Annotated in this window: 16 protein-coding genes; 6 read left to right on the top strand and 10 right to left on the bottom strand. The window is 45.0% G+C overall.

From position 1 onward, the window contains the following. Positions 1 to 4 precede the first annotated feature (4 nt). Entirely contained in the window at positions 5 to 1,336 is a 1,332-nt protein-coding gene (locus V1L52_RS03270) for a threonine synthase (protein ID WP_428770875.1), read from the bottom strand. 12 nt (positions 1,337 to 1,348) lie between these two features. Next, positions 1,349 to 2,236: a DUF2156 domain-containing protein gene (locus V1L52_RS03265; protein WP_428770874.1), complete on the bottom strand. Its 888-nt coding sequence runs from the start codon at positions 2,234 to 2,236 to the stop codon at positions 1,349 to 1,351. A gap of 509 nt (positions 2,237 to 2,745) precedes the next feature. On the opposite strand from V1L52_RS03265, the gene V1L52_RS03260 reads away from it, so the two are divergent. Together V1L52_RS03260 and V1L52_RS03255 are read left to right on the top strand one after the other, a co-directional pair. Next, the gene (locus tag V1L52_RS03260) at positions 2,746 to 3,588 is read left to right on the top strand and encodes an ImmA/IrrE family metallo-endopeptidase (protein ID WP_428770873.1); all 843 of its coding nucleotides are present in this window, start codon (positions 2,746 to 2,748) and stop codon (positions 3,586 to 3,588) included. Continuing rightward, positions 3,581 to 4,075: a DUF4411 family protein gene (locus V1L52_RS03255; RefSeq protein ID WP_428770872.1), complete on the top strand. Its 495-nt coding sequence runs from the start codon at positions 3,581 to 3,583 to the stop codon at positions 4,073 to 4,075. The genes V1L52_RS03260 and V1L52_RS03255 overlap by 8 nt, the downstream gene beginning before the upstream one ends. Positions 4,076 to 4,083: 8 nt before the next feature. On the opposite strand, the gene V1L52_RS03250 is transcribed toward V1L52_RS03255, so the two are convergent. From V1L52_RS03250 to V1L52_RS03235, 4 genes are all read right to left on the bottom strand, one after another. Beyond that, positions 4,084 to 5,175, bottom strand: coding sequence for a glycosyltransferase family 2 protein (locus V1L52_RS03250; RefSeq protein WP_428770871.1), 1,092 nt, complete (start codon positions 5,173 to 5,175; stop codon positions 4,084 to 4,086). Next, on the bottom strand, positions 5,175 to 7,604 hold the full coding sequence (locus tag V1L52_RS03245) for a hypothetical protein (protein WP_428770870.1): 2,430 nt from the start codon (positions 7,602 to 7,604) through the stop codon (positions 5,175 to 5,177). The genes V1L52_RS03250 and V1L52_RS03245 overlap by 1 nt, the downstream gene beginning before the upstream one ends. A 161-nt stretch (positions 7,605 to 7,765) precedes the next feature. Beyond that, on the bottom strand, positions 7,766 to 9,085 hold the full coding sequence (locus V1L52_RS03240) for a methyl-accepting chemotaxis protein (protein ID WP_428770869.1): 1,320 nt from the start codon (positions 9,083 to 9,085) through the stop codon (positions 7,766 to 7,768). Continuing rightward, positions 8,988 to 9,956 (bottom strand): cache domain-containing protein, encoded by a 969-nt coding sequence (locus V1L52_RS03235; protein ID WP_428770868.1) that lies wholly within the window; start codon positions 9,954 to 9,956, stop codon positions 8,988 to 8,990. The genes V1L52_RS03240 and V1L52_RS03235 overlap by 98 nt, the downstream gene beginning before the upstream one ends. 161 nt (positions 9,957 to 10,117) lie before the next feature. Between V1L52_RS03235 and V1L52_RS03230 the strand changes: the two genes are divergently transcribed. The 4 genes from V1L52_RS03230 to V1L52_RS03215 all read left to right on the top strand — a co-directional run bounded on the left by V1L52_RS03230 (position 10,118) and on the right by V1L52_RS03215 (position 16,227). Continuing rightward, on the top strand, positions 10,118 to 11,584 hold the full coding sequence (locus V1L52_RS03230) for a nicotinate phosphoribosyltransferase (protein WP_428770867.1): 1,467 nt from the start codon (positions 10,118 to 10,120) through the stop codon (positions 11,582 to 11,584). 133 nt (positions 11,585 to 11,717) lie between these two features. After that, entirely contained in the window at positions 11,718 to 12,635 is a 918-nt protein-coding gene (locus V1L52_RS03225; RefSeq protein ID WP_428770866.1) for a hypothetical protein, read from the top strand. A 106-nt stretch (positions 12,636 to 12,741) separates the two neighbouring features. Further along, positions 12,742 to 13,704 carry a ribosome small subunit-dependent GTPase A gene (rsgA, locus tag V1L52_RS03220; RefSeq protein WP_428770865.1) on the top strand — a complete coding sequence of 321 codons (963 nt, stop codon included), beginning with the start codon at positions 12,742 to 12,744 and terminating at the stop codon, positions 13,702 to 13,704. A 57-nt stretch (positions 13,705 to 13,761) separates the two neighbouring features. Beyond that, positions 13,762 to 16,227, top strand: a complete 2,466-nt coding sequence (locus V1L52_RS03215; RefSeq protein ID WP_428770864.1) for an endonuclease MutS2 — start codon at positions 13,762 to 13,764, stop codon at positions 16,225 to 16,227. A 1-nt stretch (position 16,228) separates the two neighbouring features. Here V1L52_RS03215 and V1L52_RS03210 read toward each other — a convergent pair whose 3' ends face one another. From V1L52_RS03210 to V1L52_RS03195, 4 genes are all read right to left on the bottom strand, one after another. Further along, the gene (locus tag V1L52_RS03210; protein WP_428770863.1) at positions 16,229 to 16,621 is read right to left on the bottom strand and encodes a RapZ C-terminal domain-containing protein; all 393 of its coding nucleotides are present in this window, start codon (positions 16,619 to 16,621) and stop codon (positions 16,229 to 16,231) included. Between the two features lie 42 nt (positions 16,622 to 16,663). Beyond that, a complete protein-coding gene (locus tag V1L52_RS03205; RefSeq protein WP_428770862.1) occupies positions 16,664 to 17,902 on the bottom strand; it encodes an ATP-binding protein in 1,239 nt (412 codons plus the stop codon). Next, entirely contained in the window at positions 17,889 to 18,626 is a 738-nt protein-coding gene (locus V1L52_RS03200) for a response regulator transcription factor (RefSeq protein WP_428770861.1), read from the bottom strand. The genes V1L52_RS03205 and V1L52_RS03200 overlap by 14 nt, the downstream gene beginning before the upstream one ends. A gap of 63 nt (positions 18,627 to 18,689) precedes the next feature. Continuing rightward, entirely contained in the window at positions 18,690 to 19,811 is a 1,122-nt protein-coding gene (locus V1L52_RS03195) for an ABC transporter ATP-binding protein (RefSeq protein WP_428770860.1), read from the bottom strand.

Genomic DNA, 19,811 nt, shown 5'->3' with positions numbered 1-19,811 from the left:
CTTTTTAACTGCCGGCGCATATCTCGTCGGCAGCCTTTATAAGAGAGCGTATATCGTTTTCGATTTTTTTTGCGGGCTGTACCTTCGTATACAGGGCGGAAAGCCGCTCGTTTTTTGCGGGTTTTTCGCCGCACCACAAACGCATGGTATCCGCATGTAAACAGGGCTCCTCCGCAGCAATGAGTACCAGATTCGTATCTTCGGCATCGGTTATATCGTCTCGCTTAAGAGCTGCCGCATAGGCGCGGGCAGCTGCCGGGGCCGCAAAATAGCCGTATCTTTTGAATAAACGCCTAAAGGCGGAAGCCGCATCATCTTCACTCACGGGAGCGGTATATACAAGTCCTTTCATAACGGCGGCACTTGCCGTAAATATTTCTTCCAAGCGCTCGACATTCGAAGGTAAGCCGGGGTCTGCAGAGCCGCGTTTTGCAAGGGGGACAATCGAATCGGGCATACAGCATTTACCCTGCACATCGCAGGAAAGGGCGGCCGAAGAGTCGAGTATAAATCCCTTGACCGGAAGAGAAAACTTCCAAGCGTATAAGCCTGCCGTCAAATTACCGTAATTATCGGACCCCATGGCATAATAAATATCGCCGTACACTTTTTTGCGCAATCGCGAAAAGGCATACATATATAAAAAGGTATGGGGCAAAAGACGGCCTATATTCACCGTATTGGCAAGGGTTAAGCCGTATCTTTTAACGGCATCATCATCGGCATAGAGGCGGCGGCTTAAATCGATACAGTCGGCGATAGCCCCCTTAACTTCTACAGGATAGACATTGCCGCCGTTCCATACGCAGTCGGAATCTTCAAAACCGCGCATACTGCCTTCCGGATACAAAAGCAGGGCCTTTACGCGGTTTTTACCCCGGAGCGCATGAGCAATTGAAGCTCCCGTTTCTCCGCTTGTAGGGGCAACAATTAAAGCGGAAGACTCTTTCATCAAAAGAATGTGCTCCAAACAGGCAGCTAAATACGAAAGACCGAAGTCCTTATGTATGCCGGTAGGACCGCGGAACAGTTCCAAAACATAGAGATTGTTATCGAGTTGTTTTAATTCGGGAGAAAAGGGAAAGGCCTGATTTGCAATCGCTTCGCTTATGATAGGACTGAATTCCTCTTTTATCAGGGCCGAAGTGAGAGCCCCTGCAATCGATTGAAAGGGGGTGTTTTCGTCCATATACATAATCCACGGGCGTAAATCTTCCGCATAGGCGGGCACATACACGCCGCCGTCGGCACACAGACAGTTCAACAGCGCATGTGAAAAATCGACAGGTTTTTGAAGATTCGGGTCCTTTGCTCCCCTGGTACTGACGTATTTCATAAACCTTCTCCCCTATACTTCTTTTTGCGGAATGCAGTATTTTTTTACAAAGCCCGCAGGACGGTAAGTCATTTTAGCCTGCCGTAAGCCCTCGTTTCCCAAATCCTGTTCGCGGTTTATAAATTCAACCGTTTCGGGAAGGGCGCGGGCGGTTGCACGGTTTATAAATTGATAAACCCCGCGGTACTCATCGACGGCTTTTTCAAAATGAACCAAAAACATGCTACCCGCGGCAATATACTCGCCCAAGGACCATGCGGCGGGTCTTCCGTCCACATAGACAATCCAGCCTTCTAAATTGGTAACGGCAAGCATTTCCAAAGCCGTCGCACATTGTTCATGGTCGGAGCCCTGTCCCTCGGAACGGGAGGCAAGCCATTCGTCCAAGACATTTCCGGCATCCGCGGCATTTTGCTCGGTCAGGGGCTTTACTTCCCAATTATAGGTATTTTCAAAACCGTTGGCAAAGTTTCGCTTTTTATGCAGGGCCTTTCCGGCAAGAGTTGCCAAACTGTCCCGTGTGTATAAATAATCTTCATTATCCCTGTCTTCATAGGGAGCATAGCCCATTTCGCTCATACACTCAAAACAGGCATCGTATAAACTTTGGCTGATATTTTTCCAGCGGCCCCAATCCGTCAGTAAATTGAATACCTGCTCTTTTTCGGGAAGCCCGCCCATAATAAAAAAGAATTTTCCCTTCGCATCCGATCCGCGGACAACAAAGGTTTTGTCGGAAATACGGCTTATTTCGTAGCCGTATTTTGAACGGTGCAAATATAAATTCATAAAGGTAAACTCGGAAACACCGTCCGATAAGTTATTCAAAAAAGGATACAGCTCCCCGTACATTGAAGCCGAAACCGGTAAAAATTCGGGAAAATCACGTATTACATTCATCATTTAATAATAACTTATTTTTATTAAAAAGTCAAAAGCAGACGGAAAAGGAATCTCCCTTACAGGAAAACCGCAAAGAGCGCAAAGGCTATGCTGTTTTAAGGAACTTGCAAAATTTATAAACGTATAATATAATTAAGACTGAACTTCGGATGTGCAGTTAAGAGTTTTAGTCGGGAATTTATATAATTCGGAAAAGCAATTTTACAATAAAGATGCAGAGTACAACTATAAAAATCGATCCTAAAGTCCTCAAATTTGCCTTAGAAGACAGGAATCAAGATTACGACAGCATTATAAATAAATTTCCGCTCTTCCCGCGCTGGGTGAACGGTGAAATATATCCTACATTTGCGCAGCTCAGTGCTCTAAGTAAAACATTGCACTTCCCGCTCGGATATTTCTTTCTTTCAAACCCGGTAGCTGCAGATCTGACGGTAGATTTTCGTACGATTCAAAACAAACTTATCTCAACGCCGAGTTCTCATTTAAAAACCGTTCTCAATGATATGAAACTTATTCAGGAGTGGCAAAGAGATTTCCGTATAAAAAACGGTCTTGGAAAAGTGTTTTTTTCAGAACCTGAAAAAATTGAAAAGAAAGCGGAACCGCTTGCTTTTCAGGCACATACACTGCTCAATATACCGCAAGATTGGTTTTTACAAGTTAATTCTCCTGAAAAAGCTTTTAAATACCTGCGTCATAAAGTTGAAAGTACCGGCATAACGATTGTCTTAAACGGTAAAGTCGGCAATGACACCCATAGAGTTTTAAGCATTGAAGAGTTTAGAGCATTTGCCTTGTATGACGAATATGCACCGCTGATTTTCTTGAATAATTGTGATTCTCAAACGGGCTTGATTTTTTCACTCTTGCATGAATTTTTTCATATTTTGACGGGAACTACGAATATTATAAACGGTTCCGATTCTTTTTCCGATGAGAATCTCTGTAACAAGGCTGCCATTGCTTTTTTAGCTCCGACAACTTATCTGGAAAAACAGTGGTATGTGCTGAACTCTTTTTCCGTTTATGAAAAGATATCAAAAATTGCCGGACAATTAAAAATAAGCGATATTGCACTCGCATACAAATTGCTTTCGCTTCGGTACATCTCCGAAAAAGAGGTTGCCGTTATTAAAGAAAAGCAAAATCTTGTTTTAAAATACAAAAAAAAATCGGGCGGTAATTATTGGAATACAAAAATAAACACATTCAGTAAACATTTTGTAGAATCGGTTATTGCCGATGTATATGCAGGAGGTACTTCATATACGGAAAGTTTTAAACTGTTGGGAATAAAAAACGGTATGCAATTAAAACGCCTCGAAAGAGAAATAGCCGATGCCTGAAACTTATCTGCTTGATACCAATATATTTATTACTGCCGCAAATAATTATTATGCATTCGATTTAGCACCTCCTTTTTGGAAACAGTTGGAAGAACTGCTGCATAACGGTGTTTTTTATATTATTGACGAAGTATATAAGGAAATAGATAAAGGGGAAGATGATTTGGCGGAATGGCTTAAATCAATATTGGATATAAAGAGGAGTTTAAGATCCGATAACACTCATGTCATATCGGCATACAAAAATATAATCAATACCGTTTATACGGATAAAAATTATACTGAACGGGCAAAAGAACAATTTGCATCCTGCGCAGATTCGTGGCTTATAGCTCATGCTTTTGCAAAAAAATATACAATAGTTACCTTGGAAAAATTTGACCCCGCTATAAAGCGCAAAGTCAAGATTCCTAATGTCTGTAAGAATTTTAACATACGCTATACGGATTTATTTAATTTTATGCGTTCTGTAAATCTTACCCTATAATATAAAGATTATTTTATCGCTTTTTCCACCCGCTTTACATAGTCTTCTCCCCAGTAATCGCAGAGCATTGCGTAGGCGTCGGCTTGCAGGGAGGGAATGACAAGATGTTTAAGCTGTCCGAGATTTGTTGCAAGATAGGTGTTGCAGATTGCACGAAGTTCCCGTATAAGGGCGGGAGCGGAAGCTTCGGGGAAGGGGTGTTCGTCAATATATGAAAAAATAAGTGTAAAAACCGACGAGGTGGAACAAACCTTTTCCCAGCGTTCAAGGCTTGTAATGTGATTGGCGGACGTAATGCCCGAATCCTGACTGTAATTGTAGACAACCTTATCGATACCGTAATAGGACGGCTTTTCAAGCAAGATGAAAAAATACAAAAGCAAATCTTCGGCATTGATACAGTAGGTATGGGGAAGTGTTCCGTATACCGAACGCAGTATGCGGGTACGGAACAGTTTTGCGCACAAAAACCCGTTATGCCCTTTTTTAATTAAAAAATTATCGAGAATCTCATCCCCGGAAAGATGTCCGTTAAAAATCAGCCGGACAATTTTTGCCTTTTGCTCGAATCTCTGATAAGCTTCAGGTGCGATTTTATCGGAACCGTGCAGGGTAACAGCCATTTTGCCGTGAACTATATCGGCGGCATTGTCAAGATTCCCGCTGCCTGAAGCAAGTAAGCCTTCATAAAAATTCAAAAGAGCATCGGGCGGAAGGGTGTCATCGGAATCTATACAGCATACCCATTCCCCTTGCGCGGCCAAAGCTGCCGTTCTGCGTGCTTCAAACAAGCCCTGATTTTTACAGTGCTGCAAAAGAATCAGGGGAACGCCGAGGCTTTTGAATTTCTTTTTATACGGTTGGAGGATTTTAGGTAAGGAGGAGCCGCCGGGGCTTCCGTCATTGACGACGAGGATTTCGATGGGAGAAAACCGCGAAGGACGCAGGGAGCGCAAAGAAGCTTCTTCGGTTAAAAAGGAATCCCCCTCCCAAACCGCAGTTTCGCAAAGGGGCTGCTGCTCCAATATGCTGTCCAGCAAGGCGGGTAAAGTGCTTTCCGTTCCGTATACCGGAACGGAAAGACTGATAAGGGGAAGCATTACGGTAAAAATTCATACTCGGCGGATACTGTTAAAACCTTTGTAAACGTTGTATTTTCAACCGGCTCCCCGACAGGACTATTCCAAGAACCTATATCAAACGCAAATACTTTATCAAAATTCTTTATGCAATGCCAGTCATATTTTTCACCATAATATCCGTCAGAAGCGATAACGAGTTTTTTTGGTTTTACGGCAATAAAGCGGAGCGGAGCAAAATTTTTCTCCAATGTATCCGGCTCTGAAGTTTTTTCGCGTGATTCATACAAAACCCGTTTATTATCTCCAAAATCGGCAGTACTGCTTATATACCATAATTTACCCGAAGTGAATAATCGCTTATCAGTAGTGCTGTTATCTTCTCGCATTTCTTTTAAGGTTAACACATATAAGTTACCATCCTGAATATGCATATCCGTAATTTTTTCATGTATAAAGGAATCTCCTGGTATTTCGGAAGGTTCTCCGGATACGAGAACAACCGTTCCCGAAAAAGCTCCGGAAACCTTATCATAGCGGTTGATTTTAATATCGTATTTGTCAGTATCAAACTCCCGCTTCCAAAGAGCAACAAAAAGACCGTCCTTATTTGCCGCAAGTGCGGTAACAGTCCATTCCGTCCCTTGGATAATATAAAGGGTATCTTTAAAAGCAGCTGTAAAATCATCAGTCCATACGAACCTGTTTATATTATTATTATCGTCCGAACAATACAACACATTGTAATACTTTTCTTCAGGCGAACTTCCCGCTTTCTGAGCGGTCAATTTATGGGAACGTGAGGTATCTACAGCCATAGCACCGGGTAAATCAGAGGAGCTAGAAAATTCGAATTCTTCACCCTCTTCGTATGCCCCATCATCGTCCTGGATAAACCGTTTTATCTTGTTATTACTGACATCTTTATACGGGATATACAAAATGCCGCTTTGATCAAAGGCAAAAAGACCGTCTTTGTTTGATGCGGTTTCAAATAATCTGTCCGAAGAACCTTGTTGCTTGAATGTCGTTTTTTCGAAGCTACCGTTTCCATCATGTGTCTTGTTCCAGACAATCGTCTTGGTATTGGGAGCTTTCCACTCCTTCCATTCGTTATACCATTTTGCAGGGCCGGCATCGGTAAAGGTCAACTCGTTTGTTTGCATATTGAGAATGGCGATGCGGTTTCGGTTAGCCATGATTTTGGGCCCGGCATCCGTCATAGCTGCATCAAAGCCGTCGTCGGCAATGTAGAGGTTTTCATCGTCAAAGCCGATTACCTTTACCGCCCCGTAAAAGTTTTTTGCGTAATAAGAGGAGGGGAGTACCTGATTTTCAATAGGGAGAGAACCGGCCGGTTTTCCGATAAGTATCGGGTCTCCTACAATATCGGGTAACCCGTCAGACCGTGTACCCAGCTTCCATTTAAGTACGGCACCCAATGTGGGCTCGGCATCATCGTCATCGGAATCAGATTCCTCAACAGAGCTAAACAGAATATACAGGTAATTGCCGCGGATAAAGAGGTCCTTTATCATCCACTTGCCTGTGGCTATGCCGAAATGCCGGGCATAGGGGGCTATCTTGTCGCTGCGAATTTCGTTCTTAGCGGTACTTCCGATCTTAGACAAGGTAAGGGTTTTCTGTCCCCAAGAGCCATAAATAACTCTTCCGTTATCTACGGCAAAAAGACCGGTGTCATAACCCGAAGTAACACGGGCCAAACTAAGGTCTTCTTTTATCTCCATTAAATGCCTTACGGAAGCACCGTACATCTTCCCCGTTGTATAATCATTTGCAAGAAAATCTACTGCTGACTGAGCGGGATGTCCGTCAAGTTCCCCCTCGCTTGTATAGCGGACAAGTTTTTGCGGATCACCGGGCTCATTCGCTTTATATCCGACATACAATCTTCCCTTACTGTCGCGGGAAAAGATATGCTCCGACCTTGTCGATTCGGGCACATTATTAATCGGTTTTCCGTCCATGTGGAGGGTTAAATCATAAACATGTGCAGAAGTTCCACTTTTAGTCTGCGTAAACAAGAGATTATTTAAACCGGAAATCTTTTTACTCAACTTGACGCTGAGGGCATTCGTACCCGCTTCAACCGTAAAAGACTGCGGTGCCGACGACCAGCGTGCAGAAGGAGTAAGTATAGATACCCTCAGTGTTACTTCATCTCCGATCGGAAAGGACAGCGAAACGCCTTGAGCCGACGAAAATTCTTTACTGAAAGGGCCGCTTAAGCTGCCCGCCCCCTTTATAAGGATACGGGAATCATTCAATAACGGAAGACCGTCCGCACCTACCGCACGAGTACCGCCGCCTCCGAAATCGAGAACCACAGTACCGAATTCTTCTTTTACTGCCGAATTACAGGAAACCGCAGTCAAGGCGATTACCGCTATACCCGTAAGGGCTAAAAATACAATACCGATTTTTTTCATATGTACCTCCAAAGCGGGAGTCCCGCCTCAAGCGGGAGCAGTGATTTTACACACAAAACAGAAAACAAAATATCCACACTCTATATTATACACGAAAATGCGCAAAAAAACAATATTTTACGGTTTTTATGAGAAATACCGATACAAAAGCAAAACAGGGTTTACACTTTGAATTTCTTTATTTCGCTTACAAGTTTTTCGATACTGCTTTTATTTTGCTGTGTAACCTCATTGACGTTTTGCATCGCCCCGTTGATCTGTCCTACGCCGAGGGCCATTTCGTTCATGCTTTCGGTTATGAGGCGGGTTAAATCCTCAAGGCGGGCCATTTCTTTTGCTATTTCGTTTCCGCCTGCAACGATTTCGGTTGAACCCGATTTTACAGCCGCAGTCATTTCGGTTATTTCATGCATCGCACGCAAAACGCTTGCACTTGCCGTTTGCTGTTCTTTCATCGCCTCTACAACCTGCTGTTCCTGATTGGAAACGCGTTCGGCAAGGGTATGCACCACATTAAAGGCTTCTTCGGCCGCCCGGCCCGAAACGGTCAGCATTTCAACGATTTCGGTAGTTTCTTTTAACACCGTTCCGATATGTTTTCCCTGACTGTTCGATTCTTCGGCAAGCTTGCGTATTTCATCGGCAACAACGGCAAAGCCCTTGCCGGATTCCCCTGCATGGGCGGCTTCTATGGCGGCGTTCATAGCAAGCAAATTGGTTTGTCCTGCAATATTTTGAATCACCTCGCTTGCTTCCATTAGGAGTACCGACTGTTTTGCAACCTTGGAAACAATCGCATTTGCTTGTGCGGCTCCTTCCATTCCGTTTACGGACTGCTTATATAAATCCTGAATAGTCGCGTTGTTTTGCTCAAAGATTTTTCCGATCGACTCGATATTCGCAATCATTTCTTCTATCGCGGCTGAAGACGATTCGATACAGCCTACCTGAGCCTCTATGCTCTTATCGACGTTTGCTACCGTGTGCGTAATCGCATCGATTGTAGACACCGTTTCGGTTACACCTGCCGCCTGAGTTTGTACCTGCTGTTTTACACCCGCAACGTTTGAAGCGATTTCGTTTATCGCACTTGCACTTTCGGACATATTCGAGGACAGGGTTTGGCCGATTTCGCGCATGGTATCGGACTCATGCAGTAAGGAGCGCAGCATATGAGCCATATTATCCATGGTTTGATTAAAATACGTAATTAAGGCGTTTACTTCATCGTTTCCTTTATATTCGGCACGGCCGGTAATATCGCCTGAAGCGATTTTTGAAAAAATGAGCTGCAGTTTGTTAAAATAGGCAAGAAGGCGCCCCGACAAAAAGAGGCTCAACAAAAAGAAAAATACAAAGAGGCCTGCCGCTATCACCGCAACTTCAAACATAAAGCGGTATACCGGTGCGGTTATTTCGGCACGCTCGATTAAGATGATAAGCTTCCAATCCACTGAAGAAAGGGGGGAAAACCCGTACATCCCGGGCTTTTCCGTCCATTTCAAGTTTTAAAAGCCCTTCGTTTGTATCGGCAATTTTTAAAAATGCGGGAACGCCCGTATCCGAAAGTTTTTGAAAATTGAATTCGGGATGTTTCGGGTCGGTTAAAACAGTTCCGTCGTTTTGCACGAGCATAACATAGCCCGTTTTTCCGACGGTACATTCGCCGATAAGAGCCGTTAAACGCGCAAGGCTTACTTCGATACTCATACAGCCGACAAAGTCCCCGCTTTCGGAAAAGGCTTTTTGAGAAAAGCATACAACCGGCTCGCCTATTGTCGATTCGTAGGCGCTTGTCATAATGGTTTTGCCGTCGGCTTCAAAGGCTTGTTTATACCAGCCGCGTTTTCGCGGGTCGTAACCGGCTTTCATAAGATTATCCCACGAAGTGGCATAACCGCCCCATCGGGTTCCCAAATACACTTCGGCAAATTCGGGAAAATGCGCCTGCGTATGTTTAAAAAGTGCAACGAGTTCCCGCTCGGTTTTACTTTTAACGGTATCTTTTACGGTAATATCGCGGGTTTCGGTCGAATAATTGTACAGGGTATCGTCGGCGCCTTTTACCGCAGGATGCGAGGCAAGCATTTGCACCGTTTGGATATTATTGCGTATAAAAAGATCAATGTTTTGACTGATACTTACATACTGCTGTTCTATAAACCTATGAAACTGCGCGTTATTTACTTTACTCATTTGCCGCGCAACAACAATACAAATAAGCAAAACCACAGTCATAACACCGGCCGACATAACGGCAATCATTTTGGTACGAATCGAAGAAAAAAAGCCTATTTTGCGCTTTTCGTTTTTTTTCACTGCGGAATTATCGGCAGTTGTTTGTATATCCATAATCGATGAGTCCTTACAATCAAATGTTAACTTAATCTACCATTATATTAAAAAAAATTCAATACGGCCTGCCTTCCGCGCGGAAAAACGGCCGGTCTGAGGATAATTCGGAGCCGTTTTTTTTACTTGACCATTTATACGCACGGCGGTACACTTTAATTATGATGCATTTTAATCAAAATCGTACGACGGATTCTTCGGCCCTGTTTACGGACTTTTACGAATTGACAATGGCCCAGGGCTATTGGAAAAGCGGCATGAATTATCCTGCGGTATTCGATATGTTTTTCCGCCGCCAGCCCTTTGGAGGAGGTTTTTCGGTTTTTGCCGGAATCGAAACCCTTTTGGACGAATTGACCGCTTTTTCGTTCAGCGAGCAGGACATCGCTTTTTTGAACTCGCTCGGCATTTTCGAGCCGGATTTTTTGGATTATCTTAAAAACTTCCGCTTTACCGGCGATGTATATGCGATGCGCGAAGGCTCGATTATTTTTCCGAACGAACCGCTCGTACGCATTCATGCGGACCTTATTCAGGCACAAATTATAGAAGGCCTGGTTTTAAATACCCTCAACTTTCAAAGTCTTATCGCGACAAAGTCGGCGCGCGTATGGCTTGCGTCCAAAAAAGGCTCGATTATGGAATTCGGGCTTCGCCGTGCCCAAGGCTTTGACGGGGCAATGAGTGCATCGCGGGCAGCCTATATAGGAGGAGCCTCAAGTACGAGTAATACGTTGGCGGGAAAGCGGTTCGGAATTCCCGTTACGGGTACGATGGCACACTCGTGGATTATGTCCTTTCCGAGCGAACTTGAAGCCTTTGAAGCCTATGCCCGACTGTATCCCGACAACTCGATTTTTTTACTGGACACCTACGATACTTTAAAGTCCGGCATTCACAATGCAATCCGGGCCGGAAAAAAGCTTGCCGAAAAAGGATATAACTTCGGCGTGCGCCTCGATTCGGGAGACATTCAGTATTTATCGACCGAGGTACGTAAAATTTTGGATAAAGCCGGTTTTCCGAACGCCTTTATATCGGTATCGAACGAATTAACCGAAGAAATTATCGAAACCCTTGTTGCAGGCGGCGCTCCCATTACCGGTTGGGGAGTGGGAACTCACATGGTAACCGGCGGAAACGATGCATCTTTTACGGGCGTATACAAACTTGCCGCCCGAAAAAACGGGCTTGACGGGGACTTTATTCCGGCAATGAAATTCTCGGATAATCCGCAAAAAACAACCGATCCGGGCATTAAAAACGTGTGGCGGCTCTACGGCAGCGACGGTATGATGAAGGCGGATATCGTCGCCCTTGAAGATGAAATAATCGAAACGGGAAAAGAACGCCGCTTTTATCATCCGGCAATCGATTACCGCAGCTTCAGCTTTACGCCCGATAAGGTGGAAGCCCTGTTGATTAAACGCATCGAAAACGGGAAACGCACCGAACAGCGAGCAGACGAAAAGGATTTGCTCATCGAAGGGCGCAAAAACATGCAAACACAGATTACAAAACTCGATGCAACCCATCAGCGCATTTTAAATCCTCATATTTACAAGGTATCTATTACCGAAAAGCTCAAGGATTTAAAACTGGAATTTATAGAAGGGTGTTTAAAGTAAGCGGGTTTAAAATAAGCGGTGCATATGGCACCACTTATTTTAACACGAGTTTGCTGCGCAAACTCGCGGACAAAGCAATTTCTGTTCGCAATTCTGAAGAATTGCTCTCTTGTAAAATCCCAAAAGGAAAAACATGAAAGCAGCACTGAAACTGCAAAAGACAAAAAACCTTGTATGCGTTCTTTTATGCTGTTGTGCAGCACATATGTATGCACAGGATTATATATACGGAATTACCGTCGACGACAGCTGGTATGAACAGGTAAAACTTTCGCATATTATCGAAGGCATAAAAGACATGCCGGTAAAACCGACCGTCCGCATCGTTATGTCGAAAAATACGGATATGGAAGAATACCGTTTTTTATTTGAACGCATACACGAACATGCATATGTTATGGCTTGTCCGGTCGATTCTTATGAAATGAAATCATACAAAAACGTGCGCTCCTACCGCAAACGCTTTGAAAAAGCTTACGCATATCTTGCCCCCTATACCGATATGTGGGAAATAGGAAATGAAGTCAACGGTGAAAACTGGCTTGGGAAAAATCCGCAGTTTATAGCCGATAAAATCACGGCCGCATATGATGTTATCAGCGGACACGGAGGTAAAACCGTTTTAACATCCTATTACACACCGCCTGCAGTACAAAAAATCGAAATGACCGATTGGCTTACCGCATATATTCCCCGAAAACTAAAAGAAGGTGTCGATTACCTGTTCGTAAGCTATTATGAAGACGATAACGGCGGTTTTTTACCCGACTGGGGAAAAATTTTTACGGAACTGCACATCCTTTTTCCGAACTCCAAATTGGGAATCGGAGAATGCGGAAACACCGCAGCCGATGCAACCGAAAAAACGAAAATACAAACCGTCATGCGCTATTACACAATGCCCGACTATACCGAACACTTTGTCGGCGGCGGATTTTGGTGGTATTGGGTACAGGATTGTATTCCGCACAAAAACAACTCTGTATGGAAGGCGATAAACAAGTGTATAAGCGAAAATCCGCATACAAAAAAGTGCGCTCAAAAAAACTGACAAACCCTGTGCATTAGCGCCCTGCTCCCCTTTTTCTGTTTTTTGCCCGTATTTATTTTCCCCTGTATTCTTGACAAGACAGTACATTATCGTACACACTGCATATATGCGCGGAATTATTATAAGCGGAACGAATAATACCTTTGAGGTGGACTGCGATGACGGAATACTGCGCCGCTGTTCAATTAAAGGGAAAAAACTCAAAACCGAAGGCGGTTTTTACAACCCCCTGTGCCCCGGCGATATTGTTGAACTGGAGGCGGACGCATTGGACGAAGAAAGCGGCAGAATTACGGCCCTTGTTCCGCGTAAAAACCGTTTTACGCGCTGGAACGTAAAGGGGCGTTCTCCCCAGCTTTTGGCGGCAAACATAGACCTTTTGCTCTGCGTTACCACGCCCGACGAACCTCCCTTCCGGCCGCGGTTTATAGACCGCGCACTCGCCCAAGCCGAAGAAGCGGATATAGAAGCCGTTATCGTATGCAACAAATGGGATTTACCTGCCGCCGACGATGCGGACTTGGGTGCGAGGCTTTCGGACTGGGAAGCCCTCGGCTACCGTATTATAAAAGTGTCGGCACGGTCGGGCGAGGGCTTGACGGAGCTGGCGGAACTGATAGAAGAAAAACGCTGCGTTTTAATCGGGCAGTCAGGCGTGGGAAAATCGAGTTTAATAAACGCCTTCGATTCTTCATATGCGCTTAAAACGGGGGAACTGTCCGAAAAATACGGACGCGGCACGCACACCACCGTTAAGGGCGTGCTTTTAAAGCTTTGTATAAAAAGTTCGCTTACAGGCGGAAGGCAAAATGTGTATACCTCGCTTATAGATACGCCGGGGGTGCGCCGCTTTGTGCTGCACGGTATAGAACCGGAAAATCTTGCCCTCTACTTTCGGGAAATGAGAGGTCTTGTGGGAAGCTGTACCTTCGGTATGTCCTGTACGCATAAAAGCGAGGCGGGCTGTAAAATCCTTGAAGCCGTACACGCCGGGGCTATAAGCGAAGAACGCTACGAAAGCTGGCTTCGCATTCAAGAAGAATTGGAAACGGGCAGCTGGGAGGACTGATGTTCCTGAAGCGCGGCGGATTGACGGTCTTGGGCGCGGCGGATTGAAGAAAAAACTATGAATATAAAAACACTGATACAGCTTGATTATACACGCATATGCGAAAGCGTTTCTTCCTTTTGCCTTACCGAAGAAGGGAAAAAAAGCCTTGCGGAACGCCTTCCCTTTACGGATAAACTTGAGGCGGACAGGGTAAAAGCGCGCGGTATGGCGTGGACAAAATTAATCAATGCGGGTACGGACACTGTACTTACGCCGCGCCCGCCGGTACGGGAAGTATTCGGCACGCTTAAAACCCTTAACGCGGTATTGCCGATTGAAAGCATATATGCGCTCGGCTTATTTTGCCGCTCCGTTATGGAAGTAAAAAACTTTTTCACCGCCAAAACCGAAGAAAAACTGCCGTCGGGCATCGAAGCTTTAAGCGAAACCGCCTCTTTATTACCCGATTTGAGCGAAGCTTCGGCGGCAATATTCCGCATCATCGATTCATCGGGAAAGCTGAGAAACCTCAAAGAATTGCAGGAAATCCGCTCTTCAATTCAGTCAATCAGGCGCAGCATAGAACAGCTTATAAAAAGCTATACAACTAACGACCGCCTGCAAAACGCCTTACAGTCGAATCTTCCCGTACTGCGTGCGGGAAGACAGGTCTTGGCACTGAAGGCCGATTACCGCGGCAAAATCAAAGGAATTGTGCATGAAGTTTCGCAAACCGGGCAAACCCTCTATATAGAGCCGCACGACGTCGTTCAAAAAAACAACGAATTGATTCGGGAAGAATTCAGGCTGGAACAGGAAATACGGCGGATTTTGACGACATTGAGCGCAGAACTGTCCCGCTTTACCGAAAGTTTTGAAAAAGCCCTCAGTCTTATGACCGAACTTGACACAAGCCGCGCCGCCGCCCTTTGGGGTATGGAAAACCGCTGCATTTTTGCCGAAGACGCGGACAAAAATCACCCTTTGCGCATTGTTCAGGCACGCCACCCGCTTTTATACGATAAGGCCGTTCCTATAGACATCGAATTCCGTGAAAATCACCGCGTTCTCATTATCACCGGGCCGAACGCGGGCGGAAAAACCGTTGCGGTAAAAACGCTCGCCCTGTTTGCTCTTTTAAACCAAAGCGGTATTCCCGTTCCCGCCGAAGCCGGAACCCGACTGCCCTTTTTTAAATCTTTTTTTGCCGATATAGGAGACGAACAAAATATCGACCAATCTCTATCGACCTTCAGCGCTCACATGAAAAACGTCGGCGAAATGCTCGACAAGGCCGATAAGGACAGCCTGATTGTGTTGGACGAATTGGGCAACGGCACCGACCCGCAGGAAGGGGCGGCTATCGCAATGGCGGTATTGGACGAGTTGATTGAAAAAAACGCCTTTGTCCTCGTAACAACCCATCACGGTTCTTTAAAAAACTACGGTTACACCCACAAAAACTGCATAAACGCTTCGGTTGAATTTAATGAGGGAAATCTCCAGCCGACCTACCGCGTTCTCATGGGGGTTCCCGGAGAAAGCCGCGCCTTGAGTATAGCGAAAAAAAGCGGATTAAGCGAAAAGATTATTCAGGGGGCACGGCTCTATGTTGAAAACCGCCAAACGGATATATCGGCCCTTATACGCGGTCTTACCGAAAAATACGCCGCCCTTGAAAAAGCCGAAGCGGAATGCCGCCTTAAAGAAATCGATTTAAACAAAAAAGACGAAAAAATCCGATCGCGCGATTTGGAATTGAAGCAAAAAGAAATAGAGCTGAAAGAAGAAACATTAAAGCAAAATAAAACGTTTTTATGCGAAAACCGCCGCCTGCTGGAAAACCTGGTACGCCAACTGCGCGAAGGCGAAATTACGCGTGAAAAAACGCTGAAGGTTAAAAACTTTATAACCGAACTGGAACAAAGCATTCAAGCCCAAAGTGCGGATTTGGATACAAAGCAAAGAGAATGGAAAAAAGAGCGTACCCAAACAACCGATTCTCCGCCTGCAAAAAAGCGGGGGCAGGCGGTTTTTAAAGTCGGCATGGAAGTGTATACGGCAAATTCGAAGGTGCGCGCCCTCATCGTCGGTAAGGGGAAAAAGGGCGAATGGATTGTGCAGGCAGGTTCGATGAAAATAAGCTGCAAAGAAGAGGATTTGCGCCCTGCGGCGGTACAAAAGGAACGCAGCTCCAGCCCTCTTTCGCAAGCGCCTTCGTTTTCGGTTGAATTGGCCCCGCTCGAAAAAGAGGCCGCATCCGGCACACTGCCGGTTTGCGGTGCTTCGGCCGCAGTCGCAAGTTTTGAACTGCGGCTTTTGGGTATGCGGCTCGAAGATGCAATAAAGGCCCTTGAAAGGCACATAGACATATGCACTATACGCGGCTTGCACGAGTTTTCGGTAATTCACGGCAAGGGCGACGGTATCTTACAAGAGGGAGTACATAAAACCCTCGCCTCCAGTCCGAATGTAAAGAGCTTTTGTTTTGCCCCTCCCCAAGACGGCGGGACGGGCAAAACCTACGTACAGCTGGGCTGATTTATTTTTGTGCAAGAGCTTTTTGATTGCGTTCCATATCGCGCATACCTATACGGATATGCGGATATTGAACTGCAAAACAGTCGCGAAGCACATAGAGGCAGGTAACGCTTCTGTGCTGACCGCCGGTACAGCCGAAGCCGACAACAAGACGTTCTTTTCCTTTTTTTTCATAAAGCGGAATCGTATATTCCAAGTAATCGCGTATGCGTTTTAAAACTTCATCCGTTTCGGGAAAAGACATAATAAAATCGCGTACTTCCTTATCTTCACCGGTTTTATCGCGCAAAGCGGGGACATAAAAGGGGTTTTCCAAACAGCGTACATCAAATACAATGTCCGCTTCGGCTAAGATTCCGTATTTAAACCCGAAGGCCGTAAATTCAATTTGCATACATTCTCCCACACATGTTTTTTATTCCTCGGATACGCTGCGTCAAATCGGCAATTCGATACAAAAGATAGAGCCTTTTTCCGGTTCGCTTTTAACACTGACAGTGCCTTTCATGCGCTGCACAATGCGGGCGACAATCGATAAGCCGATACCGGTTCCGCCGCTTCCGGAATTGCGATCCTGATCTATTCTGTAAAAAGGTTCAAAGATACGTTTGCAGTGTTTTTCCCGCATGCCCTTTCCCGTGTCGGCTACCGTAATAAAAACCTTTTCCGTATTATTATATGCACAAATATGTACCGAACCGCCTTCTTTGTTATATGTAACCGCATTATCTATCAGATTCAAAAGCATTTGATACATAAACTGTTCGTTTGCACGCAGCAACGGATAATCAAGCTTTACATCGCTTATAAGCTTGATGCTTTTTCGGGCGGCGGCATCTTCCATAGTCCATATAATTTGATCGATAACCGCTTCAATATCGACATAGGTACTTTCCGTTTTTTCCTCATTTTCGCCTCTATCCGCAGCCGAAAGAGTCAACAGTTCCGACACCAGTTTTTTCAAGCGCTTTGTTTCCTGTTCAATTATATCAAGCGCTTTTGTACGTTCTTCGTGCGTAACTTCATCCCACATACGCAGCATTTGCGCATAACCGGAAATTAAGGTCATGGGGGTACGAAACTCATGAGAAACATCTCTTACGAATTCCTTCCGTCTTTGCTCAACACGGCGGGCTTCGGAAATATCCGAAATCAATGCCAAAACGCCTAAATAAACGGACGGTTTGTAACGGTCGCAAATTCTGAATGCGGATACGGAAAAAAACCGATCCTCAACGGAATATTCAAAAGTCTCGTCCCGGCCCGTCTTATACACATTCATACACAGCGCACTTGTTTCGGCATAAAAATTACCGTAAAACGATGTATCGTTTTTTAGGAATATACGTTTATCTATATGTAAAAAATCCCGGGCCGCCGGATTCACCAAAATAGGTTCACCGTTACCGCTCAAAACGACGATTCCGTCTTTCATTGTTGTAAAGATGGCGTTAAAATAATTAAAACGCTCATTATCCGCCGCACCAATCTCCGACAGTTTTTTTTCTTTTGCGTGTAATTCGCCTTGCAGTTTTTCGTTTTTTTTCTCGAGCTTTGCAATCCGGTTTTTAAAATGCATATATAAATGCACTAAAATAAAACACAGCACGCAGACGGTACAAATGAGGGCGAAAAAAACAAAACCCGCCGCTATTATGCGGTCAATATCGGTCATTTATTTTAAATCCGATTTTACGCACCGTTTCTATATAACGGCAGTTTTGCGCATCGTCCCCCAGTTTTTTACGCAAATTCGCAAAATGGACAGCCAACGAACATACCTGTTCGCCGGCATTTTTAACAATGCCCAAAGCTTCATACAATTCGCTTCTTGTTACGATATTACCGTGCCGTTCGGCCAAAAGCCGCAAAATGGTAAATTCCGTAGCGGTAAGATTGATGCGCTGAGAATCTTTTTCAACGATATGTTTATCCGGATATATTCTTATATCCTGCACCTGAAAACAAAGCGCTTCATCTTTTTCCTTCAGGCTCGCCACAGCCGCGGCGGATACCGATGCGGAACGGCGCAGCACCGCATCGATACGCGCAAATAATTCTTTCCAGCCGAACGGTTTGGTAATATAATCGTCCGCTCCGGCATCGAATCCGCCGACTTTATCGTCTTCTTCTCCTTTTGCGGTAAGCATAATAACGGGAATTAAAGCCGTGCTTTCATCGGCCTTTAACAGCCTGCACACTTCAATTCCGCCTATATGCGGAAGCATTATATCAAGAAGAATACAATCCGGCTTTTCCCTGCGGGCCGCAACTACGGCTTGAGTTCCGTCATATGCAAAGACCGTCGCATACCCCTTTTTTTTCAAATTCATATCGAGGCATTCGACAATATCTTTTTCATCGTCAACGATTAATATTTTTTTTACGGATTCTTCCACAAGCGCCTCTTATTCAGCCGTTGAACGGCGCGGCACGTAAGCGCCGCATTACAAGATGAAGCCTTAATCGGCGGCCTCCAAACGGCCGTATGCTAAAAACTCCCGGCTTTCGGCATCAAAGAGTACGCAGCCTTCACCGACAAAGTTTATCTTCGTTTCCGAGCCGACGCTGAAATCTTTACCGCCGAACACAACACCGGTTAAAAGCATGTGTTCCGATTGTACTTTTACAACGGTTTCCATTCCCGACGGCAATGTGGAATAAATATGAGCTTTTAATCCCTTTTGCGCCTCTATTTGTATATATTCGGGACGGATACCGAGTACCACCCTGTGATTGTCTCGGAGCGAAACCGCATTGGAAACCGGGGTAAACAGTAAATTCAAGCTGTCGGCTTTAATTTTAATCTCATTTAAATTGACGTTTGACGCGCTTCCTTCAATCATATTGATGGACGGGTTTCCGACAAAATCGGCCGTAAACATATTGGCGGGAGAATGATACACCGTTAAAGGCGGCGCATACTGCTGCAATACGCCGTCTTTCATCAGGCAAATATTCGTGGATAAGGTCATCGCTTCCAACTGATCGTGCGTTACGTAAACAAAGGTCGATCCCGTTTCCACATGCAGGCGTTTTAATTCGGCGCGCATATCCATTCTCAGTTTTGCGTCCAAATTGCTCAAAGGCTCATCCATAAACAAAACCTTAGGTTCCGTGGCAAGAGTTCTTGCGATTGCAACACGCTGCTGTTGACCGCCTGAAAGTTCACTCGGATAACGTTTGGCATATTCTTCGATTTTGAGCATTTTCATCAATTCGGCAATTTTTTTTGAAATGCGGTCTTTCGGCCATTTTAAATTTTCCAAACCGAAGCTGATATTTTGATACACGGTCATATGAGGCCACAACGCATAATTTTGAAACAAAAAGCCGACGTTCCGTTTATGCGGTGCTACATTGATTCCTTTTTCGGCCGAAAACACACATGTATCGTCAAGCCAAATTTCTCCTTCGGTAGGCGTTTCAAGACCGGCAATCATGCGCAGGGTTGTGGTTTTACCGCAGCCGGACGGTCCCAAAAGAGTTATAAATTCGCCGTCTTTGATGGTCAAATTCAAATTATCGACGGCAACGCTTTTACCGAATCGTTTTGTTATATTTTTTAACGTAATATCGGACAT

Origin of the sequence: Treponema sp. HNW (genome assembly GCF_050320395.1) — a bacterium.
In the GTDB taxonomy this organism is placed as follows: Bacteria; Spirochaetota; Spirochaetia; order Treponematales; family Treponemataceae; genus Treponema_C.
Note: the sequence above shows the minus strand (reverse complement) of the source record. Positions and strands in the feature narration are given on the sequence as shown.